The 23,589-nt window shown below is 62.1% G+C and carries 22 protein-coding genes; 13 read left to right on the top strand and 9 right to left on the bottom strand.

What is annotated here, in order from left to right; translation table 11 throughout:
- Positions 1–6 precede the first annotated feature (6 nt).
- From ACAX43_RS15640 to ACAX43_RS15615, 6 genes are read right to left on the bottom strand one after another with little or no spacing between them, the layout of a single operon-like run.
- On the bottom strand, positions 7–1,134 hold the full coding sequence (locus ACAX43_RS15640) for an NAD(P)/FAD-dependent oxidoreductase (RefSeq protein WP_370709296.1): 1,128 nt from the start codon (positions 1,132–1,134) through the stop codon (positions 7–9).
- Positions 1,127–2,560, bottom strand: a complete 1,434-nt coding sequence (locus ACAX43_RS15635; protein ID WP_370709295.1) for an FAD-dependent oxidoreductase — start codon at positions 2,558–2,560, stop codon at positions 1,127–1,129. The genes ACAX43_RS15640 and ACAX43_RS15635 overlap by 8 nt, the downstream gene beginning before the upstream one ends.
- The gene (locus tag ACAX43_RS15630; RefSeq protein ID WP_370709344.1) at positions 2,557–2,922 is read right to left on the bottom strand and encodes a (2Fe-2S)-binding protein; all 366 of its coding nucleotides are present in this window, start codon (positions 2,920–2,922) and stop codon (positions 2,557–2,559) included. The genes ACAX43_RS15635 and ACAX43_RS15630 overlap by 4 nt, the downstream gene beginning before the upstream one ends.
- Positions 2,923–2,945: 23 nt before the next feature.
- Positions 2,946–3,740 (bottom strand): ABC transporter permease, encoded by a 795-nt coding sequence (locus tag ACAX43_RS15625; protein WP_370709294.1) that lies wholly within the window; start codon positions 3,738–3,740, stop codon positions 2,946–2,948.
- Positions 3,741–3,779: 39 nt separating this feature from the next.
- Positions 3,780–4,694 carry an ABC transporter permease gene (locus ACAX43_RS15620; protein ID WP_370709293.1) on the bottom strand — a complete coding sequence of 305 codons (915 nt, stop codon included), beginning with the start codon at positions 4,692–4,694 and terminating at the stop codon, positions 3,780–3,782.
- The gene (locus tag ACAX43_RS15615; protein ID WP_370709292.1) at positions 4,687–5,778 is read right to left on the bottom strand and encodes an ABC transporter ATP-binding protein; all 1,092 of its coding nucleotides are present in this window, start codon (positions 5,776–5,778) and stop codon (positions 4,687–4,689) included. Before ACAX43_RS15615 ends, ACAX43_RS15620 begins: the two co-directional genes overlap by 8 nt.
- A gap of 303 nt (positions 5,779–6,081) precedes the next feature.
- Between ACAX43_RS15615 and ACAX43_RS15610 the strand changes: the two genes are divergently transcribed.
- Positions 6,082–6,960 carry an IclR family transcriptional regulator gene (locus ACAX43_RS15610; RefSeq protein WP_370709291.1) on the top strand — a complete coding sequence of 293 codons (879 nt, stop codon included), beginning with the start codon at positions 6,082–6,084 and terminating at the stop codon, positions 6,958–6,960.
- 80 nt (positions 6,961–7,040) lie between these two features.
- Here ACAX43_RS15610 and ACAX43_RS15605 read toward each other — a convergent pair whose 3' ends face one another.
- The gene (locus tag ACAX43_RS15605; RefSeq protein ID WP_370709290.1) at positions 7,041–8,612 is read right to left on the bottom strand and encodes an OprD family outer membrane porin; all 1,572 of its coding nucleotides are present in this window, start codon (positions 8,610–8,612) and stop codon (positions 7,041–7,043) included.
- 305 nt (positions 8,613–8,917) lie between these two features.
- Positions 8,918–9,490, bottom strand: coding sequence for a cupin domain-containing protein (locus ACAX43_RS15600; RefSeq protein ID WP_370709343.1), 573 nt, complete (start codon positions 9,488–9,490; stop codon positions 8,918–8,920).
- A gap of 374 nt (positions 9,491–9,864) precedes the next feature.
- On the opposite strand from ACAX43_RS15600, the gene ACAX43_RS15595 reads away from it, so the two are divergent.
- On the top strand, positions 9,865–11,406 hold the full coding sequence (locus tag ACAX43_RS15595; protein ID WP_370709289.1) for a peptide MFS transporter: 1,542 nt from the start codon (positions 9,865–9,867) through the stop codon (positions 11,404–11,406).
- Between the two features lie 50 nt (positions 11,407–11,456).
- Here the strand turns inward: ACAX43_RS15595 and ACAX43_RS15590 are convergent, their stop codons facing one another.
- Entirely contained in the window at positions 11,457–11,894 is a 438-nt protein-coding gene (locus tag ACAX43_RS15590; RefSeq protein ID WP_370709288.1) for a carboxymuconolactone decarboxylase family protein, read from the bottom strand.
- A 114-nt stretch (positions 11,895–12,008) separates the two neighbouring features.
- On the opposite strand from ACAX43_RS15590, the gene ACAX43_RS15585 reads away from it, so the two are divergent.
- The 11 genes from ACAX43_RS15585 (at position 12,009) to ACAX43_RS15535 (ending at position 23,584) form a co-directional block, all read left to right on the top strand.
- Positions 12,009–13,487 (top strand): PLP-dependent aminotransferase family protein, encoded by a 1,479-nt coding sequence (locus ACAX43_RS15585; protein WP_370709287.1) that lies wholly within the window; start codon positions 12,009–12,011, stop codon positions 13,485–13,487.
- Positions 13,488–13,835: 348 nt separating this feature from the next.
- The gene (locus tag ACAX43_RS15580) at positions 13,836–14,288 is read left to right on the top strand and encodes an HU family DNA-binding protein (RefSeq protein WP_028198339.1); all 453 of its coding nucleotides are present in this window, start codon (positions 13,836–13,838) and stop codon (positions 14,286–14,288) included.
- A 411-nt stretch (positions 14,289–14,699) separates the two neighbouring features.
- Entirely contained in the window at positions 14,700–16,109 is a 1,410-nt protein-coding gene (locus ACAX43_RS15575; RefSeq protein WP_370709286.1) for a circularly permuted type 2 ATP-grasp protein, read from the top strand.
- A gap of 159 nt (positions 16,110–16,268) precedes the next feature.
- Positions 16,269–17,219 (top strand): alpha-E domain-containing protein, encoded by a 951-nt coding sequence (locus ACAX43_RS15570; RefSeq protein ID WP_370709285.1) that lies wholly within the window; start codon positions 16,269–16,271, stop codon positions 17,217–17,219.
- 12 nt (positions 17,220–17,231) lie between these two features.
- Positions 17,232–18,032, top strand: a complete 801-nt coding sequence (locus ACAX43_RS15565) for a transglutaminase domain-containing protein (protein ID WP_370709284.1) — start codon at positions 17,232–17,234, stop codon at positions 18,030–18,032.
- 144 nt (positions 18,033–18,176) lie between these two features.
- Complete coding sequence (locus ACAX43_RS15560; protein ID WP_370709283.1) at positions 18,177–19,046, top strand: peptidase; 870 nt, start codon at positions 18,177–18,179, stop codon at positions 19,044–19,046.
- A 413-nt stretch (positions 19,047–19,459) separates the two neighbouring features.
- Positions 19,460–19,609 carry a periplasmic nitrate reductase, NapE protein gene (napE, locus tag ACAX43_RS15555; protein ID WP_120344667.1) on the top strand — a complete coding sequence of 50 codons (150 nt, stop codon included), beginning with the start codon at positions 19,460–19,462 and terminating at the stop codon, positions 19,607–19,609.
- 57 nt (positions 19,610–19,666) lie between these two features.
- Entirely contained in the window at positions 19,667–20,002 is a 336-nt protein-coding gene (locus ACAX43_RS15550) for a chaperone NapD (protein ID WP_370709282.1), read from the top strand.
- Entirely contained in the window at positions 19,974–22,466 is a 2,493-nt protein-coding gene (gene napA / locus ACAX43_RS15545) for a periplasmic nitrate reductase subunit alpha (protein WP_370709281.1), read from the top strand. Before ACAX43_RS15550 ends, napA begins: the two co-directional genes overlap by 29 nt.
- Before the next feature lie 9 nt (positions 22,467–22,475).
- Entirely contained in the window at positions 22,476–22,958 is a 483-nt protein-coding gene (locus ACAX43_RS15540) for a nitrate reductase cytochrome c-type subunit (protein WP_370709280.1), read from the top strand.
- 8 nt (positions 22,959–22,966) lie between these two features.
- Entirely contained in the window at positions 22,967–23,584 is a 618-nt protein-coding gene (locus ACAX43_RS15535; RefSeq protein ID WP_370709279.1) for a NapC/NirT family cytochrome c, read from the top strand.
- The last annotated feature ends 5 nt before the right edge of the window (positions 23,585–23,589 follow it).

Here is a 23,589-nt window from a genome sequence, read left to right as displayed (position 1 = left end):
CGATGACTAAGCGACAGACGGGGTGGCAACAGCAGCAAAGCGATTGATCGAAAAAGCGTCGAGCGGAGTGGGCGTGGTGCCGTCGATCACGAGATCCGCGAGTACTTCGCCGACACCCGGCGCCAGCAGAAACCCGCCGCCCGAAAAACCGAACGCATGCAACAGACGCGGCACCGTGCGGCTTGCAGCGATGATCGGATTGCTGTCGGGTGTTTCGCCTTCCACGCCGCTCCATGTGCGGATCAGCAGCGCCTCGCGCAAAGCGGGTAGCAGCGCGCACGCATCGCGCATCACGGTGCGGGTGGTTTCCGTGGACGGCTGACCGTATTCGCCGTCGCCATGTCCGCGGCCGCCGCCGATCACGCAATTGCCGCGCGCCACTTGCCGCGCATAGATGCCGCCGCCGTACACGCCAAGGTTGTGCGTGATGAAGAGCGGCAGCGGCTCGGTGACCCACATGTTCGGGTAGATCGGTTTCATCGGCACCGTTTCGCCGAAGTAGCCCGCCACCGTATTCGCCCACGCACCGGCGGAATTGATCAGCCAGTCGGCGCTGATACGTGTGTCACCCGCTCGTAACTGGAAGCGCGTGCCGTCGTGATGGATCCCGGTCAGCTCGGTTTGCTCGCGCACGTCGGCGCCTGCGGCTCGCGCGGCACGCGCAAACGCTGGCGACACGAGACGCGGGTTCGCATGACCATCGCTTGCGCACAAGGAGCCGCCGATTGCCGCTGCGCCCAGCCATGGGTAGCGTTGCCGGAATGCGGCGCCGGTGATCAATTGCGCTTGCAGTCCATAACCGCGTGCCATATCGGCCCATGCTTCGAGCGCGGCGATGTCGGCTTCGCTGCGGGCTAGCCGCAAATGTCCCGATACGGTGAATTCGCCGTCAATACCGATCAGCTCCGGCAAGCGATCCCAGATGCGCCGTGCGCGCATGGCGAGCGGCATCTGTTCGACCGGCCGTCCCTGGCAGCGCACGCCGCCGTAGTTCACGCCGCTTGCCTGCGCGCCGCAATAGCGCCGCTCGAACAGGCCTACACGCAAACCGCGCCGCGCCAGCGCCAACGCCGCTGAGGAGCCGACCAATCCGCCGCCCGCAATCGCGACGTCGTAGTGCAGGGTGTCACTCATCGCGCGCCTCCTCGGGAATCTCGGCGACGTCATCGGCATACATCGAGGGCGACAGCGGAATCGGTTTGACAGGTGGCTGGCTGCGCAAGCGGCCTACCGCTTCGAGCGGCTTGCCGGTCTCTTCGGCGAGCAGGGTCAACGCCGCTTCGCCGCACATGCGTCCCTGACAGCGGCCCATGCCGACGCGTGTGAGCGCTTTCAGGCGGTTGATCTCGTTCGCCTCGCCACCGCGGATGCAGCGCCGCAAGGTGCCCGCATCGATTTCTTCGCAGCGGCATACGGTCATGTCGTCGGGCCATTGCGCGGCGCATTTTGCCGGCGGTGCAAATGCCGCTTCAATGCCCTCGCGAAACACAGCGATACGTTGCAAGCTGCGGTCGAGCGAAGCCGCATCGCGCATGCCCACGCCACGTGGATGCGCGATGCCGAGGTCGTCGAGCAGGGCCAATGCGGCGCGGCGGCCCGCGAGTTCGGCAGCGTCGGCGCCCGCGATGCCCGCACCGTCGCCCGCCAGATAGATGCCGCGTACGGAACTGCGGCCGGCGCCGTCGAGTTCGGGCAGCCAGCAGCGGTTGTGGGCGTCGAAACGGAAGCGGCAACCGGCGAGATCGGCGAGTTGCGTTTCAGGCTTCAGGCCGAAGCTGATGCCGACCGCGTCGCATGCAATGGTTTCGGCTTTGGAGCCGTCGACTGATGAACGCCATTCAATAGCCTTCACGCTGTGCTCGCCGCGGATGCCGATCAAAGCCACATTGCGTTCGATCCGCACGCCACGCAATTTCAGCCAGCCAACGTAATACAGGCCTTTGGCAAAGGTCGACGGCACCCGAGCGAGTTTCGGCGCTGCGGCGATCTGCTGCGACAGCGGGCTCGTATCGAGCACAGCCACGACCTGTGCACCGGCTTTCACGTACTGGTACGCAACGAGATACAACAGCGGACCCGTGCCCGCCAGGACAACGCGCTGACCGATCGCACAGCCTTGCGACTTCAACGCAACCTGCGCCGCGCCGAGCGTGTAGACGCCGGGCAGCGTCCAGCCCGGCACCGGCAGTACGCGATCGGTGGCGCCGCTCGCGATGATCAGATGCGAAAACGGTACGCCGATCTCGCGCCCCGCGTGCAGCGTAGCCAGTCGACCCGGTTCGCACGCCCACGCCAGCGTGTCCGGGCGATAGTCGAGGTGCGGAAGAAGCGCGGCCATCGTCGTATGCAGCGCGTCGGCCTTGTGGGCTTCAAAACCGTAGAGCGCTTTCTTCGAGCGTTTGAAGCCGCCGTCCGCAGGCGGTTGTCTGTAAATCTGTCCGCCCCAGCGCGCATTTTCATCCAGCACGATTGGCCTGACGCCGGCAGCAACGAGCGTTTCAGCGGCGCGCACGCCTGCCGGTCCCGCGCCGACGATGACCACGCGGCGGTCGTTGCTCATTGTGCGTCTCCCTGTACAACCGCCGCGACGGCAGCTTCAGCGAGCCGCGTGACCACGCGCATGCCTTGGGTGGCGAGCGTCGAGCAGGCGCGCAAACGCGTGCCGCCTTCGGTGCGCATCCAGCAGTCCTGGCATGCGCCGATCAGGCAAAAACCGGCACGCGGCGCGCCGCTGAATTCGCTTTCGCGCACGCGGCGTTGTTGCATCAACACGGCGGTCAGCAGCGTATCGCCTTGCAGCGCGGTGACTTCGCGACCGTCGAGGAAGAAGCTGATCGGTTCACGCTGTGTTTCCGCGACGCGAACGAATTGCGCATCACGCTTAGGCACGGCAGCATCGGAAGACGGCAAATTCGACGGCATGAGAGAGAGGGCAGTAGAAGACATCAGTGCTGTCCGATCAGAATCCGGTTGAGCCCGTACACACGGTCGAGCAGCAACATCGCGCCGGCAGTGATGAAGATCACCAGCGCGGAGACCGAAGCCATCATCGGATCGATCGATTCGGTCGCATACATGTACATGCGTACCGGCAGCGTGACGGTTTGCGGCGAGGTGACGAAGATCGACATCGTCAACTCGTCGAAGCTGTTGATGAAAGCGAGCAGCCAGCCGCCGGTAATGCCGGGCAGAATCATCGGGAAGGTGATGCGGCGGAACGTGGTCCATGCATCGGCGCCGAGCGAGTGCGCCGCGTGTTCGACGCTGCGGTCAAGGCCGCTGACCGAGGCCAGTACCAACCGCATCACGAACGGCGTGATGATGATCATGTGCGCGAGCACGAGCCAAGCGAACGAACCAGTCGCGCCGATCAGCGCAAAGAAGCGCAGCAGTGCGATGCCGAGCACGAGGCCGGGAATCACCAGCGGCGACAGCAGGAGTCCGTTGAGAAAGCCGCGGCCGGGAAAGCGCGCGCGTCCTATCGCCAATGCAGCGGGCAAAGCGACGATCAGCGACAACGTCGCCGAGGCAAACGCCAGCTTCAGGCTGTTGAAGAACGCGGAGACGAAGTCCGGGTAATTGAGGATCGCGCGGAACCAGCGCAGCGAAACGCCGTGGGTGGGCAGCGTGAGTGTTTCGTCGGGCGTGAAGGCGACCAGCACGACGATCACGAGCGGCGCGAGTACGAAGGCAATGACGAGCGTGTGGAAAATCAGCGCAACGGGGCCGTTTTTTCTCATGATGTTCTCACTCGGTGATGTGATGAATGAGCCAATGAATTAACCGAGACTTCTGGTGTACTTGCGCTCCAGAATCCGGTAGTAAGTGAGCATCACGATCAGATTCGCGACCAGCAACAGGAGCGCGATGGTCGCGCCGAGCGGCCAGTTCAGCGAGCCGAGGAATTCGTCGTAGACCGCGGTGGCGGCCACTTTCAGACGTCGTCCGCCGAGCAGGCCGGGAATCGCGAAGGCGCTCGCCGACAGGCCGAAGACCATCAGGCTGCCCGACAGAATGCCTGGCGTGAGTTGCGGCAACACGATACGGCGCAAGGTCGTGGCGGGCGACGCCATCAGCGAAAGCGCCGCGTTTTCCGTTTGCGGATCGATTTTCTGCAACGCGGTCCACACCGGAATCACCATGAACGGCAGCATCACGTGTACCAATGCAATGACGATCGCGAAGGTGGTGTATTCGAGCTTGTACGGCCCGAGCCCCACGAGGCGGAACGCCTGATTCACGAGCCCGTCGCTGTTGAGCAGCATGCTCCAGCCGAATGCGCGCACCACGACCGAGACCAGCAGCGGCGCAAGAATCACGAGCAGGAACATCGAACGATACGGGTCGCGCATCCGTGACAGTACGTACGCTTCGGGCGTGCCGATCACAATGCACAGCAGGGTGGTCAGAAAGGCGATGCCGAAGGTGCGCAAGAAGATCGTATGGAAATACGACGAGCCCAGCACCTCCGCGTAATTGCCGAACTGGAACGCCGCGAGCGGACCGCTTGCCGGGTCGAAGCGATAGAAGGTCAGCACCAGCGTCATCACGAGCGGCACCAGCACGAGTGCCGCGAACAACAGGAAAGCCGGCGCGCACATCAGCCATAACGGCAAAAATGCTTGCCACGGTGCACGGCGCGCATTGCCGGCCTTCGTGCCGTTGTTGTTGGTGGCGGGCAGCGTACTAGCCATGATGCGCATCCCGTTGAACGAAGCGGATCGCTTCACTGTTCCAGTCGACACCGACCGCGGCGCCTTCCGGCAGTGGTTCGGTACCCTCGTTCTGGCAGCACACCAGCACTTCGCCAAGGCGGCTATCCACGCGATACAGCCACTGGCTGCCAAGGAAGAAGCGGCTTGTGACGGTGGCCGGCAGACGTCCCGCGTCCGGTGCGCACAGGCGCAGTTTTTCCGGGCGAATGCACAAGGTCACTGCATCGCCGACGTCGATCACGCGCTCGCGCATCGGCAGTTGCGCGGTGTTGCCGGTCTCGGCAAGGTTGTGCCCGAGGTCGATGCGGATCGCGTCGCCGTTGCGTGCCACCACCGTGCCCGCCAGCATGTTGGCCTTGCCGATGAACTGCGAGACGAATCGGTTTTCAGGGCGCTCGTAGGCTTCGTAGGGCGTGTCGATTTGCGTGATGCGGCCGGCTTCCATCACCACCACGCGATCGCTGATCGACAGCGCTTCCGACTGGTCGTGCGTGACCATGATGGTGGTCGTGCCAATCTTGCGTTGAATGGCGCGCAGTTCGAACTGCATGTCTTCGCGCAGTTTGGCGTCGAGGTTCGACATGGGTTCGTCGAGCAGCAGCACGGGTGGCGCGATCACGATTGCGCGTGCAAGCGCTACACGCTGCCGCTGACCGCCGGACAATTCACGCGGGAAGCGATGCGCGAGCGTGTCGAGCCGCACCAGCGCCAGCGCTTCGCGCACGCGCTCCAGGCGCTCGGCCTTGTCGACGTTGCGCATCTCCAGCCCGAAGCCGACGTTGTCCGCGACGCTCATGTGCGGGAACAGCGCGTAGCTTTGGAACACGATGCCGAGGCCGCGCTTGTTCGGCTTCATGTGCGTGATGTCGCGGCCGTCGAGCGTGATGCGCCCGCGCGTCGTTTCGACGAAGCCCGCGATCATCTGCAACGTGGTGGTCTTGCCGCAGCCGGACGGCCCGAGCAACGAAACGAATTCGCCTTTTTCCACCGACAGGTTCACGTCGGCGACTGCCTGCAGATCGCCGAACGATTTCGCTACGTCCGTGAGTGTGAGGAACGACATGATCTTGCCTCTGGATGGTTCGACACCGGTTCAATCGGTTACTGCCTTGATGGAGCCGACTCTATCTAGCCAAATTACGTTGCGTCAATTTCAAATTCCGTTTGCCGGTATAAGATTTAAAAAAATTCCATTAAATGGAATGTTTTTGATAAAACGGGGTTCGACTGTTCCGCTGTGCGTTGTCCGGAAAATCCCTATGAATCAGAGGTAAGCGCGGAAAGGGAGGGCGGGAGCGGAATATTCCATTCAGGGATAAAACCCTCTATAGTGTTCCGGTCAATGAAATAATTTGGAGCGTTGGAGATGAATGCTGCCGCCAAACGAGGTGTCGATGCCGCACGGGCCGAAACGGATAGCGTGCCCGGTCCCGGGATGCTGGAGCGCGCTTTCGCTGTGATTCGCGCGTTGTCCGAAGCACAACCCGACGGCGGCCGCGTTACTCGCCTCGCGAAAGCGGTGGGTCTCACGCAAGGCACTGTGCACCGCATCCTGCATGCGCTGATCGCGGAGGGCATCGTCGAACAGGACGAAAGCTCCAAGCTCTATCGGCTGAGTGTCGATTTCTTCGCGCTCGCCGCGCAGGCCGGCAATCCGAGCGGCATGCGCACGCTGTGCCGCCCCGCCTTGCTACGGCTGTGCGCGAGTCTCGGCGATACGATTTTCCTGCTGGTCAAAAGTAGTTTCGACGCGGTGTGTCTCGACATCTGCGAAGGGCCGTTTCCCATTCGCTCGTTCACCGGCGATATCGGCGGGCGCGTAGCGCTGGGTGTCGGGCAGGGGAGTCTCGCGATTCTCGCGTTCCTGCCGGAAGCAGAGCGTGAGGAGATTATTCGCTTCAACGTGCCGCGCATTCGCGGCTATGGCGTGCTGGACGAAGTGTATTTGCGCACCGAGATCGAACGCGTGCGTCAACTCGGGTACGCGGGGCGCAATAGCGGCGTGCTCGACGGCATGGCGGGCGTGGCGGTGCCGATTCTGGACCGCGCCGGCGTGGCGGTGGCGGCGTTGAGCGTCGGCACCCTGGCGGCGCGTCTCGGCGACGACCGCTTGCCGATGGTGGTCGAATTGCTACGGCGTCAGGCCGAGGCGATCGGTCCGCAAACGAATCCGTTCGATGTCGCGTTGCGCCGGCCGATGCACGGCTTGTCGCGCGCGATGACGACCGAGCGGATCGCGGGATAAGCGGGATTGAAAAAAGGCGCCACGTTGCGGTGAGCAACGTGATGCCTTTCGATTGTCAACCCAGCGAGAACCCGCGCAGCCTAGAACACCTTCACCGGCACATTCACCACCAGCCTGTACTCCATATTGTTGCCGTCGGAGTAGTAGTACGAGCCGTTGTGCCACATCGCGATGAACGTGATTTTCGTATCCTTGAAGCGGCCGCTTTGCAGCGTATAGCTCGGAATGAAGCCGAACTCGTGATGGTGGCCGTGCACCGGTTCGCCGTTCTTCCAGTACAGGTTGTGCAGCGGCGCCGACGCCGACGCATTGTCCGCCGCACCCGCCGAGGCGTCCGCCCCCCAGCCATACTGGCCCCAGAACATGGCCTTGAGCCCAGGCACACCTGCATATTTACCATCGAACGTATAACGCAATTGCAGCGACTGCTCATGCGGCGCATTGTAGTCGACGTCCATCGAGTTGGTCAGGTAGATGCCGTTGGTCTCGTTGACGTAATCGAAAAACTGGTCGCCGAGCACCTGCTGGTAGCCGAGCAGCAGCGCATGCGGGCCATGTTGCGCGGAGACGGACACGCTGTACGCGTTGCTGTTGATATGCCCCTGGCGTGACGCGCCGGTATCGTGCGTCGCATAGATGTTCGCGAGGCCGCTCCACTTGATCGTGGTCGGATCGCCGAACGACTGTGCGACCGAACCGTAGTATTGACGCCAGACGTCATCGGCCTGGTTGGCATACAGCGCCATCTCGCCGTTTTTGGCATAGTGCCACGTGCCGCCCACGTAGGTCAGCCGGTCGATGCGCGTGCCGCCGTAGGAGGTGGTCAGATTGCTCAGGTTCGTGTGGCCGCGCGCGTCGACTTTGGTGAAGCTGCCGCCCTCGAGCGTCGTGTGGACCGGATCGTTGCTGACCATGGAGACGCCGAGGAAGGTCGGCGGCAGCGCACGGTTGTCATGCGGTTCGAGGAACGGGTTGGTGACGATCTGCAAACCGTACTTCACGACCGTTTCCGAAATGCGCCCCTTGATGTCGTACATACCAGGGTAGGCCCACGCCAGCTGTTGCGAGCCGCCGCCGTCTTTGCCTACGTGCACCATGTTGCTCGCGCCGTTGCCGCCGTCGAGCTTGAGCGCGCCGAACAGCGACGCATCGACGCCGAAACCCACCGGCCCTTGCGTGAAGCCGGATTCATAGTTGGCTTGCACGCCTTGAACCCACGCGTGCCGGTAGATCGCGGTGGGCGCCTGGAAATAGTCGGCGTAGTTGCGCAATTGCAGGTTCAGATGGCTATCGGCGATGAAGCCTTTGCTCGCGGCCTGGCTCGACGGGGGCGCGGGCGGCGTGACTATCTGGTTGGCTTCCGCATTGACGACGGCATTGGTGGTGTCGGGTTGATCGTTGCGCACCGAACCACCCTGGTCTGCCCTGCGCTTGCCGGCGGCGTTCGCTTTCGAAGCTTGCGACGGTTGCATGGGAGACGGCAACGTTTGCGCGAGTGTTTGAGTTTTCGCCGTATCGGACGGAGGTTCCGGCACGAGGTCATCGGCATAGGCACTCGCGCCCAAGGTCAGCGCGGGAAGGGTGAAGGCGCAGTAAAAGAAGGTGGTTGCACGGGTCTTCTTCGACCGGTTTTTTGTTTGGCTATGCTTCATGTAGAACGTCTCTGTTTATTGGGGTGAGTCCTTGGCTGGCGGTTAGCCAGTTCACGCTTATCGTTCGTCATGCTGATGACAGGCCGCTGGCACGAGCGCGGCCAGCGCCGTCGCGTAGACAAACGGGTTTCTTCGGTTGAAATCGCAGGAAAGGTCGAGAGAAGAACGCGCTGGCGCAAGGGCGCCCGGTTATCCGCGCTGTTCGGGCCAGGGCGGCCCTTGTTGCTTGTCCGGCACGTAGGATTCCTTATATTGCGTAACGCAGACAATCCCTAGCCGGATCAACCGGAAAAGAGGCCTGCTCTTTAAAACAGTCTCGGTGTTCCCACCCAGACAACCACCGTTTCAATGCGCGCGGTGTTCACCCAGCTATGTGGCACGGTCGATTCGTAATGCGCGCTGTCTCCCGCCCGCAACACGAACGACTTGCCCTCCAGCGTCAATGACACTTCGCCCTCGATCACGTACATAAACTCTTCACCGGCATGCGTGGTGACTTCGGAGCGCTTCTGCCCGGGCGGCATCCTGACGAGGATCGCCTCCAGCTGACGGCCGCCCGTCAGATTGGTCAACCGGGCAAACAGATTGGCCGAGTCCGCAAAACCGAAAAACTTCAACTGATCGCCGCGGCACATCGAGCGTTCTTCGCTTGGTGTGTCGACGAAATACTGCACCGTCACCCCGAGCGCATTGGCAATCCCGGCCAGTGAAGTGATGGACGGTGACGCGAGGCCGCGCTCGATTTGCGACAAAAACGGCTTGGAGATACCCGCCGCCGTTGCCGTGTCATCCAGCGTTCGCTTGAGCCGTTGCCGCAGCGCGCGGATCTTGCTGCCGAGTTCGAGTGACGGATTGTTCTGTTGAATTGTCGTGACCATAGCAGGAGGAAATGAGCCCGTCAAAATTTGTTTGATATAAGTAAATATGGTTTGATAGCGGTCCAGGCCGGGATGCGGGCCATTGAGCGCCCGGTCTTGCAAGGGACCGCATATTTGAGACAACGCGCTATGTTGCCAGAAGTAAAACCGGCCCCAGCCGATTTGCCCGGTTCAATTCAGGCAACGGCACGCGGGTATGGGTAAAGACGACGGTAGACACAACGGCGTCCGTCTTTATGCAAAACGAATCAGGAGAGTTGAAGAGTGACAGTAAGGATGCGTTTTTTAGCCGCAGTGCGACTGCAAAACCAAAGCGCGAGACGCATAATGCCAGGCCCGCGCGCCGCCGCAACCGCACGAACACGAGGTGCAAGATGAATTCATCCAATTTCCCCAGCACGCGCGTTTCGCAGACCCGTTCGTTTTCGACGGTGTTTCTGATCGAGATGTGGGAGCGCTTTGGTTACTACGGGATGGCCGCGCTGCTGGTCCTGTTCATGATCGACAAGCTGAGCTTCACCGACAGCCACGCCACCCTCACGTGGGGCGCATTTACGGCGCTCGTGTACGCGGCGCCGTCGATCGGCGGCTGGATCGGCGACAAGATTCTCGGCGCTCGCCGCACCATGATCTTCGGCGCCGTCGTGCTGGCGGCCGGTTATTTCATGCTGGCGCTGCCCAACGAGCAATTGAGCTACATGTACGCGTCGCTCGGCGTGATCGTGGTGGGCAACGGGCTCTTCAAGGCGAACGCCGCGAACCTCGTGCGCCGCATCTACGAAGGCGACGACGCGCGCATCGACAGCGCGTTCACGATCTACTACATGGCGGTCAACATCGGCTCGACAGTGTCGATGCTCGCGACGCCGTGGATCAAGGATCATTGGGGCTGGCACACGGCGTTCGCGGTCTGCTGCGCGGGGATGCTGCTGTCGTTGCTGAACTATTTCATCATGTTCCGCACGCTCGCGCATATCGGCTCCGCGCCGGACGCCGAACCGATCCGCTGGAAACGCGTCGGCGCGGTGGCCCTGGGCGGCATCGTGCTCGGCACGGCGACGATGTTCGTGCTGCAGCACAAGGCGATCGCAGTGGCCTGCGTGTACACGGCCGGCGTTGCGATTCTGGCGATCTTCGGCTACATGCTCGTGAAGTGCGAGCGCTCGGAGCGTTCGGGCTTGTTTGCCGCGCTGATTCTGACGGCGCAGGTGATCCTGTTCTTCGTGTTCTACGTGCAGATGTCGACGTCGCTTACCTTGTTCGCGCTGCGCAATGTCGATCCGCGCTTCACGCTGTTCGGCGAGACGCTGTTCACATGGAGCGCCGCGCAGTTCCAGGCGCTCAATCCCATCTGGATCATGGTGATGAGCCCGCTGCTCGCGCTGCTCTACACGAAGCTCGCGAAGAGCGGGAAAGACGTGTCGGTGGCCGTGAAGTACGCGTTCGGCTTCGCGGTGGTGGCCGCCGGCTTTTTCGTGTATGCGTGGAGCGGTAACTACGCGGTGAATGGGCGCGTGTCATCGTGGTTCATGGTCGGTGGTTACGGCCTGTATTCGCTCGGCGAGTTGCTGGTGAGCGGGCTGGGTCTCGCGATGATCGCGCGCTATGTGCCGGCGCGTATGAGCGGCTTCATGATGGGCGCTTATTTCGTGGCAACCGGCGTGTCGCAGTATCTGGGCAGCGTGGTCGCGAACTTCGCGCAAATGCCGGCGGGCGATTTGGACCCGCTCGAATCGTTGCCTCTGTATACCAAGCTGTTCACAGGCCTGGGATGGCTCGCGGCAGTGGGCGCGCTGGTCGCCGTGCTGCTGTTGCCGCTGATGCGCAAGCTCTCGCGCGAACATCAGCGTTGTAGCGACGAAGCGCGTGAGAACGCGCGGCAAACCGCTGCGCTGAGCGGCGTGGCGGCAGACTAATCTGCGGTAGCTTCGGAAGCGGCGCGGATGCGCCGCTTGTCCACCCGCATTTACTCCGGCATTTTCCGGAACGAAACCGCAATCCGGTTCCAGCCGTTGATCGCAATGATCAGCAACGTCAGATCGCTGATCTCCTGCTCGGTGAAATGCGGCTTCACCGCCTCCCACACTTCGTCCGGCACGTGCGTTTGCGCGACCAGCGTGACCGCTTCGGTCCATTCGAGCGCAGCCCGCTCGCGCCCGGTGAAGAACGGCGCCTCGCGCCATGCCGCCAACGTCGCCAGACGCCGCGCGGTTTCCCCGTGCTTAAGCGCGTCCGTCACATGCATATCGAGGCAGAACGCGCAGCCGTTCAGCTGCGACGCGCGGATCCGCACCAGTTCCGCGAGCGGCTTGTCGATGCTGCTTTTACCGATGGTTTCTTCGAGCGCGAGCATGGCGCGGGTGCCGCTCGGGCTGGCCTTGTAGAAGTCGAGACGTGATTGCATGCGTGGTTCCTTATCGAGAGTCTCCCGCTCCGATGGCGGCGACAGAGGTAAGCTTACGGTCGGCATTGGTCTTTCGAAATAACCATTTCTCGGATATTTAAGGTAGCCACTCGGATGGAGATCCATATCGCGGTCGAAGGGCGTCACGATCTGTCCGGACAGATCTACCGGCAATTGCGCGCCGGCATACTCGAAGGGCGCCTCGCCGGCGGCACGCGCTTGCCGTCCACGCGCGATCTCGCCACGCAACTCAGTGTTTCGCGCAAAACCACGCTCGACGCATTCGAGCGGCTACTCTCCGAAGGCTATCTGAGCGCGCGCGCCGGTTCGGGCACGTTCGTCGCCGAGGGTTTGGAGCGTCTGCCGGTGGAGCGTTCGCCGCATGCGCTGGCCGCCGAATCGGCGCGCGAGCGGGCGCAGGCCAAACCGAAAACCGCTGCGCGCGCCCAGCCACTATGGGAGCAGATGCCCGAGAGGTTGCCGATGCCGCGCCGCACGGTAGCCACGCCGCACGATTTCATCGGCGGCGCGACCGACAAATCGCTGTTTCCCTTCGACGTCTGGCGCCGCTGCGTGAACCACGCGTTACGAGCGCAGGCCCGGAGCCCAGGCACCTATCGCGACGCGGCCGGCGAACAGGAATTGCGCCTCGCGATTTCGCGCTACCTGGCGTTCAACCGGGCGGTCGCGAGCAACTGGGAAGACGTGATCGTCACGCAAGGTGCGCAGCACGCGCTCGATCTGATGGCGCGCATCACGTTGCGGCCCGGTGAGATCGCAGCGCTCGAAGATCCCGGCTATCCGCCGGCCCATGCCTGCTTCACGGCCACGGGCGCACGCGTGGTGCCGGTGCCGGTGGACAAGGAAGGCCTGGTGGTGAGCAAGCTCCCGGACAAGGCGCGGCTCGTCTACGTGACGCCCTCGCATCAATTCCCGCTCGGCATGCCGATGAGTCTGGAGCGCCGCGTCGAGTTGCTCGAATGGGCGCAGAAACGCGGCGCCGTGATCATCGAGGACGATTACGACTGCGAGTACCGCTTCGAAGGCCGGCCGATGGAGCCGCTGAAAAGTCTCGACCGCGCCGGTCTCGTCGCTTATGTGGGCACATTCTCGAAAACGATTTTTCCGGAGCTACGGGTGGGTTACGTGGTGCCCCCGGCTTCCCTCTATGGTCCGCTCTTCAAGGCCCGGCAGATTGCCGACTGGCATGGCTGCACGCTCACGCAAACCGCGCTCGCGACCTTCATGCTCAACGGCGACTTCGCCAAGCATCTTCGGCGCATGCACAAGACCTATGCGGCGCGCCGCGCGATGCTGCTGGACCATCTGCACGGCGGCCTCGCGCCGTGGTTCGAGCCGATCGTGCCGACCGCCGGTATCCATATGGCAGCGCGGCTAAAAGCGCCATTGACCGAGGCGGCGCTTGTGAGCGCTGCGCGCGAAGCGTCGATCGGTTTGTACGGACTCGCGCCGTTTCATCGGCGCGCAAAGCCGCAGCCCGGCTTGATCTTCGGCTACGGCAGCATCGCGGTCGAACATATCGACGCGGCGCTCACGAAGCTCGCCGGCATACTGCCGCGCCTTGCTCGTTAAAGATCCGAAGCGCGCCCGGATCATCGTGGCGATGTCACATGGGCGCCTCGCAATTCAACCTGCCGGGCGTCGCGCGGCGCCGAAAGTGCCTCTATTCATGCATCGAAACGACTTGTAACGCGCGTTACGTGTTCGTGTTGAAGACCTCGGCCAAACACGCCGACACACGTTTACCCGCTAAAACAAGCATCAAAATGTGTTGCGCAGTCTGCGCCGCGCAACAAACCTTCGCTGTTATACACAAAAGAGTCGCGCAAATCGTATTAGCGCTTGTAGAATCCGGCGGTGAAGCGTGCACATACCGTGTGCGCTTCGCGCAATTCACTGACCACTACAGGTAGGAGAAACATGCCGACTTCCGCAAAAAAGGTGGCCAAGAAGGCTGCTGCCCCGGTACCGACCAAGAAGGTTGCTGCAAAGAAAGTTCCTGCGAAGAAAGCCGTCGCAGCTAAGAAGGTCGCCGTGAAGGCTTCCAGCGCACCGTCGCCGATCAAGGACACCTTCACGAAGGCCTCGCTGGCTGCACACGTTGCTGAACGCGCTGCTGTTGAACCGAAGGCCGCCAAGGCCGTGCTGGCCGCGCTCGAAGACACGATCCTCGGCGCCGTGCACAAGAAGGGCGCTGGCGAATTCACGCTGTCGGGTCTTCTGAAGATCGTCGTGCAAGCTGTGCCGGCGAAGAAGAAGCGCTTCGGCAAAGACCCGTTCTCGGGCGAAGAGCGTTGGTTCCCGGCCAAGCCGGCTAGCGTGCGCATCAAGGCACGTCCGCTGAAGAAGCTGAAAGACGCAGCAGCAGGCTGATCGCGTTCATGCGTGGCCGCGGTTGTTAACTGTGGCTCTCGCTTGAGCCGATAAGCGGTGCACGTTGTCTGAATCCCCGTGGGTGCGAATCCACGGGGATTTTTTATGCACGTTCTTTATGCGCGTTCGCCGCGGTTTGCGAGCCTCGCGCGGCTCGGTGCGAGTCGGGCGCGGATTCCGTGGAATCGCCACCTCGGCACGCTACGGTGCCACGCCTGCACCGTACTAGCGCATGATGGGCCGCCGCAGTACGATGGCAGCGAGGCCATGCCGGTCGGGATGCGCTCTTCTCGTGCATATCTGTTGTGCGCACGCGAAAAGCTCAATGGCATAGCGCTTGCTTGAATGGTTGTCGAACACCGAATGCGCAGCGCATTCGCCTTCTATCCGACAACAAGAGCGGGGCGTGATATGCGATGCTATGACGAGATGCGTCATCATGACGATGCCGTGCGGCCACACTACGCGCGTTTCGAACGGTGGCTGGTAAAGCAGGGCAACGAGGCGATCGCGCGCAAGCGTGCGGAAGCAGACCTGCTGTTTCGCCGGGTCGGCATCACCTTCGCGGTGAACGGCGATTTATCGGGCACCGAGCGGCTGATCCCCTTCGACCTGATTCCGCGCATCATTCCGCGCAGCGAATGGCAGACTTTGGAAGCCGGTTTGCGCCAGCGCGTGCGGGCGCTCAATCTGTTCATCCACGATGTTTATCACGACCGCAATATCGTGCGCGCCGGTATCGTTCCGGCCGAGCAGGTCTATACGAACGCGCAGTACCGGCCGGAAATGCAGGGCGTGAACGTACCGCTCGGTGTTTACGCGCACATTGCCGGCATCGACGTGGTGCGCGCGGGCGACGAGGGCGAGTTCTACGTGCTCGAAGACAACCTGCGGGTGCCGTCGGGCGTGTCCTATATGCTCGAAAACCGCAAGATGATGATGCGGCTTTTCCCCGAACTGTTCGTGCAGAATCGCATTGCGCCGGTCGCGCATTATCCCGATCTGCTGCTCGACACGCTGCGCTCGGTCGCGCCCGAAGGCGTCGACGATCCGGTCGTGGTGGTGCTGACGCCGGGCATGTACAACTCGGCGTATTTCGAACACACCTTCCTCGCGCAGCAGATGGGCGTGGAACTGGTGGAAGGCAAGGATCTGTTCGTCGACGACAACTACGTGTTCATGCGCACCACGCAGGGGCCGAAGCGCGTCGACGTGATCTATCGCCGCGTCGACGACGATTTCCTCGATCCACTCGCATTCCGTAACGATTCGGCGCTGGGCGTGCCGGGTCTGTTGACCGCGTATCGTGCCGGGCGTGTGGCGCTCGCGAACGCCATGGGCACCGGCATCGCCGACGACAAATCGATCTATCCGTACGTGCCGGAAATGATCGGGTTTTATCTCGGTGAGAAGCCAATCCTCAACAACGTGCCCACTTTCCAGTGCCGCAAACCCGACGATCTGGCGTACACGCTTGCGCACCTGTCGGAACTAGTCGTCAAGGAAGTGCACGGGGCGGGCGGCTACGGGATGCTGGTGGGACCGGCGTCGACGAAAGCCGAAATCGAATCGTTCCGCGAGCGGCTGATTGCGCGGCCCGCGGGTTATATCGCGCAGCCAACCCTGGCGCTTTCCGCGTGTCCGACGTTTGTGGAGGCGGGCATCGCGCCGCGCCATATCGACTTGCGGCCGTTCGTGCTGTCCGGCAAGAGCGTGACGATGTGCGCGGGCGGCCTGACGCGCGTCGCGTTGCAGGAAGGCTCGCTGGTCGTCAATTCGTCGCAGGGCGGCGGCACCAAAGATACCTGGATGGTCGACTGACGCGCCTGCCAATGCGGTTGCGCAGGCAGCAACGCACGCCACCGCGTCCGCACCGCAACCAGCCGGCGAGCAGCACCTGCGCCGCCGGCGCACACGGACAACCGGCGCGAGCCTTTTACTTTTGCGAAGGCCTCGCGTCATCAGATACGGAACGCCGTCATGCTAAGCCGCACCGCCGATCACCTCTTCTGGATGGCCCGCTACATGGAGCGCGCGGAGAACACCGCCCGCATGCTCGACATCAACCTGAAGGCGCTGCTATTGCCGCAGACGCCCGAACAGGAGGCGCGCGCGCAACGCTCGGTGCTGCGCATCTCCGAACTCGAAACCGCATTCGCGCAGCGCTACGACGAACCGACCCGCGAACATGTGCTCGATTTCATGGTGGCCGATGCGACCAATCCGTCGAGTATTCATTCGTGTTTGCAGGCCGCGCGTGAAAACGCCCGCGCCGTGCGCGGCACGTTGACGACCGAATGGTGGGAAACCATCAATGACACCTGGCTCGAATTCAACGAGCGTATTCTGTCCGGCCAGGCCGCGAGCAATCCGGGGTCGCTGTTCGAGTGGGTGAAGTTCCGCTCGCACCTCTCGCGCGGCGTGACGATCGGCACCGCGCTGCAGGACGACGCGTTCTTCTTCACGCAGCTCGGCACCTTCCTCGAACGCGCCGACAACACCGCGCGGATTCTCGACGTGCGCTTTGCCGACGTTGAGCCGAATTCACGCGACGCCGCACGCCAGCTCGAAGACTTCTACTACTGGACGTCGATTCTCAGTTCGGTGTCGGCGCTGGAGATTTATCGCAAGGTGTATCGCGATGTCGTCACGCCGGCGCGGGTGGTCGAACTGATGATCCTGAACCAGCAGATGCCGCGTTCGTTGCTGGCGTCGCTTGAAGGCGTTTGCGTGAATCTGGCGATGCTCCGCACGTCAGGCTCGAACCAGTGCGAGCGGTTTGCCGGCAAATTGCGCGCCGAGCTCGTGTACTCCGACATCCGGCAGATTTTCGAAGCCGGCCTGCACGCCTATCTGACCCAGTTCCTCGCTCGCGTGTTCGAGCTCGGCAATCTGATTGCGCGTACCTATCTGATGTTGCCAGTCGCCTGACGGAGCTTTTTTATGTACCTGACGATCCGCCACGACACGTCCTATCGCTACGAAGCGACGGTCCATTATTCGATCCAGCAACTGCGTCTGACGCCGGCAAGCGGCAGCTCGCAGGTGGTGCGGCGCTGGGGCATCGACGCGCCCGGCAAGCTCGACGCCACCTTCGACGCCTATGGCAACGTGCTGCACACGCTCGTCATCAACAAGCCGCATAGCGAGATTCGTCTGCATGTAGCGGGCGAAGTGGACACGATCCCGCTGGTCGACGGCCAGTTGCCCGACGCCGCCGGCCCGATTCCGCTCGAGCATTTCACCTGCGCCACGCGCCTCACCGAAGCCGATGCGGCGATCCGCGAGCTGGCCGGATCGGTGCCGACGCTTGCGACGTCGGCGAATCTGATCGAACTGTCCGAGCAGATCGTGCAACGCGTGCGGTACAACCCGGGCGTTACGGAGGTCACCAGCACGGCAGCCGAGGCGCTCGCGTTCGGCAACGGGGTGTGCCAGGACCATGCGCATCTGATGCTGGCCTGTTGTCGCGCGCGCGGTATTCCGGCGCGCTACGTGAGCGGCTACATCGAACCCGGCGATGTGGAGCACGGCGCGAGCCACGCGTGGGTCGACGTGTGGCTCGACGGCAAGGGCTGGATTTCCATCGACGTGACGCACGCCGCGTTTGCCAGCGAAATTTACTGCCGGCTCGCCGTGGCGCGCGATTACGAAGCCGCCGCACCGGTGCGCGGCAGGCGTATCGGCGGGCGGGAGGAACAGCTGAAGGTGTCCGTCACGGTCAGCGCGCAACTGCCGCATTAGTGGCCAAAAGCCAATGCCCTGACGAGCGCCGGCCTCGCATAGCCGTTCAGTTTGTGCGCACGGCGGCCTGATACGGAGTAAGGTGACAGGCGCGCTGCATTACAATCGCGCCGTTCTGTCGTTTTTTGCGGGTACTTTTTCCTTATGACCTACTGTGTAGCGATGTCCGTCGACGACGGGCTCGTGTTCCTCTCGGACACGCGCACCAATGCGGGCGTCGATCACATCAGCACCGCGCGCAAGATGTCGGTGTTCGAGCAGCCGGGCGAACGCATGCTCGTGCTGCTGGGTGCCGGCAATCTGTCGCTCACGCAAGCGGTGCTGCACGAGTTGTCCGAGCCTACCGATCCCGCGCAGCCCACGCTGTGGAATGCGCCCACCATGGCCGACGCCGCACGCGTGATTGGCCGAGCGGTGCGCTGCGTGCACCAGCGCGAAGCGGCGGCGTTGCAGGACTTCGGCGTCGATTTCAATTGCAGCTTCATTCTCGGCGGTCAGATCGCCGGTAATCGGCCGCGCCTGTTCATGATCTACTCAGCGGGCAATTTCATCGAAGCATCGGCCGTGAACCCGTATTTCCAGATCGGCGAGGCCAAGTACGGCAAGCCGATCATCGATCGCGTGCTGACGCCGTCCACGCCGCTCGACGAAGCCGCCAAGTGCGCGCTGATTTCGATGGACTCCACGCTGCGCTCGAATCTGTCGGTGGGTTTGCCGCTCGATCTGCTGGTCTACGAGAAAGATGCGCTGCACGTCACACGCTTCGTCTCGATCGACCACGACAACGAGTACTTCGAGATGATTCACCGTACGTGGGGCGCGCGGCTGCGTCAGGTGTTCGGCGAGATTCCCGATCCGGACTGGCAGGATTCGCCCAATGTGCCGCTGCTGCAGCGTGAACGTGCGCTGGTCCTGCATCGTGCGCCGGTGGGTGCGGACGGCGTTGAGCACGAACTCGATGCTATGCCGGCGCAGACGCTGGCGCAATCGGACAAGGCTAAAGCGCAACGCTAGGCCGAAGCGGGCGCGTCTGCGCCCGCTTCCTTCGAAAGCATGCGGTACCGTGCATTTGCTTTCCCTCAAAAGCATGCGGCGGCGTGCATTTTCTGCACCCGAAAGTAATCCGCGCCCCGCGTTCGCTTTCCCGAAAAGCCTGCACTGCAATTGATTATCGAAATCGCTGCGTGATCTAAAATTTCTTCTTTACTTCCGATTTTCATATCGACGGTCGGCATAAAAATCGGAATTTTAGATGCTGAATAGTTAAATTCCGCGTTGCGGCAATTGCGATTAAATTGAGCAAAAAATTTAACTGTAAGCAAACAGAAAATTTTTCTTGACGAATTTCCATTCTTCGCACAAAAATACATGCACTGCGGTAACCTGAATATCGAGGCTTTGGCTATTAAGCCTTTAGGAGCTTCCGTATGAACGACGAAGTCCGTAAGTCGGAAGAGTGGCGTAGCTTTCTGTTTCTGACCGCAGTAATGGTGCCTGTTTTGACAGTGATCCTTATCGCCGGCTATGGTTTTGCCGTCTGGTTTTACCAATTGCTTATTGGTGGGCCGCCTCATTGATTTCCACCTGATTTTACCGTTTCCCATATAAACCGGATTTAACCGGAGGGCCGCGCCATGTCTGTCGTTTCAGAAGAAGCGGTATGCGGGAATGACGCGCGAGCCGAATTGCATATTGCCGGAATCGTCGTGCATGCACAGGCGGCGCGCCTCGACAGCGTCCGTCTCGCAATCGCCGGGATGCCCGGCGCTGAAATTCACGCCGTGAGCGAGCAGGGCAAACTGGTCGTGACGCTCGAAGGCGCTCACACGGCCGAAGTCGCCGCGCAATTGAGCGCGATTCACGCATTGCCGGGTGTTTATGGTGCCGCACTGGTTTATCAGCATCATGAAGATATCGATCCGTTGAACGAGGAGTTCGCCGATGAAGCTCACCCGCCGCGCGTTTATTAAGCAGACCGCGGCGGCGACCGCCGCTTCCGCCGCGGGCGTCGTGCTGCCGGGCATGGATGCCGCGGGCGCGAGCGCTGCCCATGACGACCTGCGCTGGTCGAAAGCGCCGTGCCGTTTTTGCGGCACGGGTTGCGGCGTCAGCGTGGGCGTGAAGGACGGCAAAGTCGTCGCGACGCAAGGCGATCCGCAAGCGGAGGTCAATCGCGGTCTGAACTGCGTCAAAGGCTATTTCCTGTCGAAAATCATGTACGGCCAGGATCGCCTGACCACGCCGCTCATGCGCATGAAAGACGGCAAGTACGACAAGAACGGCGAATTCGCGCCGGTGTCGTGGAACCACGCCTTCGACGAAATGGCCGCCCAGTTCAAACGCGTGCTGAAAGCCAAGGGGCCCACGGCCGTGGGTATGTTCGGCTCGGGTCAGTGGACCGTGTGGGAAGGCTACGCCGCAGTCAAGCTGATGAAGGCCGGCTTTCGCACCAACAATCTCGATCCGAACGCGCGCCACTGCATGGCCTCGGCGGTCACGGGCTTCATGCGCACCTTCGGCATGGACGAGCCGATGGGCTGTTACGACGACATCGAGCAAACCGATGCCTTCGTGCTGTGGGGCTCGAACATGGCTGAAATGCATCCAGTGCTGTGGACCCGCGTCACCGATCGCCGGCTGAGCGCGCCGGCCACCAAAGTCGTCACGTTGTCTACTTTCGAGCATCGCAGCTTCGATCTCGCCGACGAGACGATCATCTTCACACCGCAATCCGATCTGGCGATTCTCAACTACATCGCCAACTACATCATCAGGAATGGCCATGTGAACCGCGAGTTCGTCGATAAGCACGCGGTGTTCAAAGCGGGCAATACGGATATCGGCTATGGTCTGCGGCCCGACAATCCCCTGCAAATAGCCGCTAAAAACGCCGCCGATCCCAATGGTTCGCAACCGATCACCTACGAGGCGTTCGCGAAATTCGTCTCGAAGTACGACGCCGCCTACGTCACGAAACTCTCCGGCGTATCGAAACTCAAGCTCGATCAGCTGGCGCAGCTTTACGCCGATCCGAAGATCAAGGTCGTGTCGTTCTGGACCATGGGCTTTAACCAGCATACGCGCGGCACGTGGGCCAACAATATGGTCTACAACCTGCATCTGCTGACCGGCAAGATCGCGACGCCCGGCAACAGCCCGTTCTCGCTGACCGGCCAACCTTCGGCGTGCGGCACCGCGCGCGAAGTCGGTACTTTCTCGCACCGCCTGCCGGCCGACATGGTCGTCACCAACCCGAAGCATCGAGAGGAAGCCGAACATATCTGGAAGCTGCCGCCCGGCACGATTCCCGACAAGCCGGGGTTTCACGCCGTGCTGCAAAACCGCATGCTGCGCGACGGCAAGCTCAATGCCTACTGGGTGCAAGTGAACAACAACATGCAGGCCGGGGCGAACCTCAATCAGGAAGGACTGCCCGGCTACCGCAATCCGGAGAATTTCGTGGTCGTGTCGGACGTGTATCCGACGGTGACGGCGGTGGCAGCCGACCTGATCCTGCCGTCGGCGATGTGGGTCGAAAAGGAAGGGGCGTACGGCAATGCCGAGCGGCGCACGCAATTCTGGCATCAGCTTGTGGTGGCGCCCGGCGAGGCGCGTTCCGACCTGTGGCAACTGGTGGAATTCTCGAAGCGTTTCAAGGTGGAAGAGGTGTGGCCGGCGGAGCTGATCGCGCAAAAGCCTGAATACAAGGGCAAGACGCTCTACGACGTGCTGTATCGCAACGGCCAGGTCGACAAATTCCCGCTCTCGCAGACTGACGCGAGTTATCGCAACGACGAGGCGAAGGCGTTCGGTTTCTACATCCAGAAAGGTTTGTTCGAGGAATACGCGAGTTTCGGCCGCGGCCACGGTCACGATCTCGCGCCGTTCGACGACTATCACAAGGCGCGCGGCTTGCGCTGGCCGGTCGTCAACGGTAAGGAAACGCGCTGGCGCTACAAGGAAGGTTCCGATCCGTATGTGAAAGCGGGTACGGGCTGGCAGTTCTATGGCAATCCTGACGGCCGCGCGGTGATTTACGCGCTGCCCTACGAGCCGCCGCCCGAGTCGCCGGACAAGGAGTATCCGTTCTGGCTCGCCACCGGCCGCGTGCTCGAACACTGGCACTCGGGTTCGATGACGCGCCGCGTACCCGAGCTATACCGCGCATTTCCGAATGCCGTGTGCTTCATGCATCCCGACGACGCCAAAGCGATGGGCTTGCGGCGCGGCGTCGAAGTCAACGTGATGTCGCGGCGCGGATACATCCGCACGCGGATCGAGACGCGCGGTCGCGACAAGCCGCCACGCGGCCTCGTGTTCGTGCCGTGGTTCGATTCGAGCCAGCTCATCAACAAGGTCACGCTCGACGCCACCGATCCGATTTCGCTGCAGACCGACTTCAAGAAGTGCGCGGTGAAAATTGTCAAAGTCTAGGAGCACGCCATGCGCGCATGGTTCTTCCTTGCGGTCCTCTCGATGCTCGCGCTGGGCGCCAGCGCTCAGCCGACTATTCCGGCGACGCCGTTCCACGATACGTTGCGGGGCGCTACGCCGCTCGACGAGGAAGCGAAGCCGCCGCTGATCGCGCCCACCGAAAACCGGGATGTGATCCGCGGCCGCGCTTACGCGCAGCAGCCGCCGACCATTCCGCACAAGATCGACGGCTATCAGCTCGACCGCAATGCCAATCGATGTCTCGCCTGCCACGCCCGCAGCCGTGCTGAAGAGAGTGGCGCGGTGCCGATCGCGGTCTCGCACTACACCGACCGTGCCGGCGAAACGCTCGGTCATCTCGCGCCGCGCCGCTATTTCTGCACGCAGTGTCATGTGCCGCAGGCCGATACGAAGCCGTTGGTCGGCAGCACGTTCGCCGATATTGCGGACGTCCGGTTGCCGCCGGCCCCCGCCCAGCCCAGGAAGAAATAGAGGCCGACATGCGCGATCTGATCCGGCGCTACTGGCGAACCATCAATCGGCCGAGCACCTATTTCAGCCTGGGGTTTCTGACCCTGGGCGGTTTTATCGCGGGCGTGGTGTTCTGGGGCGCGTTCAACACGGCGATGGAATTGACCAACACCGAAGCGTTCTGCACCGGCTGCCACGAGATGCGCGACAACACCTTTGCCGAGCTGAAGACCACGATTCACTTCAGCAATCGCAGCGGCGTGCATGCCAAGTGTTCCGACTGTCACGTGCCGCACAACTGGACCGACAAGATCGCCCGCAAGATGCAGGCGTCGAAAGAAGTTTGGGCCAAGGTGTTCGGCGTGGTGAACACGCGCGAGAAGTTCCAGGACAAGCGGCTTGAGTTGGCAGAACACGAATGGGCGCGCTTCAAGGCGAACGATTCGCTGGAGTGCCGCAATTGCCACTCGTTCGAGTACATGGACTTCACGCGGCAGAGTCCGCGTGCGCAGGAGGCGCACCAGCGCTTCCTCGGGACCGGCGAGAAAACCTGTATCGACTGTCACAAGGGCATTGCGCACCAGTTGCCGAATATGACGCAGGCGCAGGCCGATGCGGCCGCGAAGCGCGACGCTGGCAAGCACTGAGCAGT

The sequence above is a fragment of the Paraburkholderia sp. IW21 genome, from assembly GCF_041321145.1.
In the GTDB taxonomy this organism is placed as follows: domain Bacteria; phylum Pseudomonadota; class Gammaproteobacteria; order Burkholderiales; family Burkholderiaceae; genus Paraburkholderia.
The sequence above is the reverse complement of the archived record's forward strand: the minus strand, read 5'-3'. Positions and strand labels throughout refer to the sequence as shown.

Coding starts and splice junctions, on each gene's coding strand:
- ACAX43_RS15560 (WP_370709283.1), top strand. CDS start 18,177: ATGACCTACTGTGTAGCGATGTCCGTCGACGACGGGCTCGTGTTCCTC.
- ACAX43_RS15600 (WP_370709343.1), bottom strand. CDS start 9,490: ATGGTCACGACAATTCAACAGAACAATCCGTCACTCGAACTCGGCAGC.
- ACAX43_RS15615 (WP_370709292.1), bottom strand. CDS start 5,778: ATGTCGTTCCTCACACTCACGGACGTAGCGAAATCGTTCGGCGATCTG.
- napA (WP_370709281.1), top strand. CDS start 19,974: ATGAAGCTCACCCGCCGCGCGTTTATTAAGCAGACCGCGGCGGCGACC.
- ACAX43_RS15640 (WP_370709296.1), bottom strand. CDS start 1,134: ATGAGTGACACCCTGCACTACGACGTCGCGATTGCGGGCGGCGGATTG.
- ACAX43_RS15535 (WP_370709279.1), top strand. CDS start 22,967: ATGCGCGATCTGATCCGGCGCTACTGGCGAACCATCAATCGGCCGAGC.
- ACAX43_RS15630 (WP_370709344.1), bottom strand. CDS start 2,922: ATGCCGTCGAATTTGCCGTCTTCCGATGCTGCCGTGCCTAAGCGTGAT.
- napE (WP_120344667.1), top strand. CDS start 19,460: ATGAACGACGAAGTCCGTAAGTCGGAAGAGTGGCGTAGCTTTCTGTTT.
- ACAX43_RS15565 (WP_370709284.1), top strand. CDS start 17,232: ATGTACCTGACGATCCGCCACGACACGTCCTATCGCTACGAAGCGACG.
- ACAX43_RS15635 (WP_370709295.1), bottom strand. CDS start 2,560: ATGAGCAACGACCGCCGCGTGGTCATCGTCGGCGCGGGACCGGCAGGC.
- ACAX43_RS15605 (WP_370709290.1), bottom strand. CDS start 8,612: ATGAAGCATAGCCAAACAAAAAACCGGTCGAAGAAGACCCGTGCAACC.
- ACAX43_RS15580 (WP_028198339.1), top strand. CDS start 13,836: ATGCCGACTTCCGCAAAAAAGGTGGCCAAGAAGGCTGCTGCCCCGGTA.
- ACAX43_RS15550 (WP_370709282.1), top strand. CDS start 19,667: ATGTCTGTCGTTTCAGAAGAAGCGGTATGCGGGAATGACGCGCGAGCC.
- ACAX43_RS15540 (WP_370709280.1), top strand. CDS start 22,476: ATGCGCGCATGGTTCTTCCTTGCGGTCCTCTCGATGCTCGCGCTGGGC.
- ACAX43_RS15595 (WP_370709289.1), top strand. CDS start 9,865: ATGAATTCATCCAATTTCCCCAGCACGCGCGTTTCGCAGACCCGTTCG.
- ACAX43_RS15625 (WP_370709294.1), bottom strand. CDS start 3,740: ATGAGAAAAAACGGCCCCGTTGCGCTGATTTTCCACACGCTCGTCATT.
- ACAX43_RS15620 (WP_370709293.1), bottom strand. CDS start 4,694: ATGGCTAGTACGCTGCCCGCCACCAACAACAACGGCACGAAGGCCGGC.
- ACAX43_RS15590 (WP_370709288.1), bottom strand. CDS start 11,894: ATGCAATCACGTCTCGACTTCTACAAGGCCAGCCCGAGCGGCACCCGC.
- ACAX43_RS15575 (WP_370709286.1), top strand. CDS start 14,700: ATGCGATGCTATGACGAGATGCGTCATCATGACGATGCCGTGCGGCCA.
- ACAX43_RS15585 (WP_370709287.1), top strand. CDS start 12,009: ATGGAGATCCATATCGCGGTCGAAGGGCGTCACGATCTGTCCGGACAG.
- ACAX43_RS15570 (WP_370709285.1), top strand. CDS start 16,269: ATGCTAAGCCGCACCGCCGATCACCTCTTCTGGATGGCCCGCTACATG.
- ACAX43_RS15610 (WP_370709291.1), top strand. CDS start 6,082: ATGAATGCTGCCGCCAAACGAGGTGTCGATGCCGCACGGGCCGAAACG.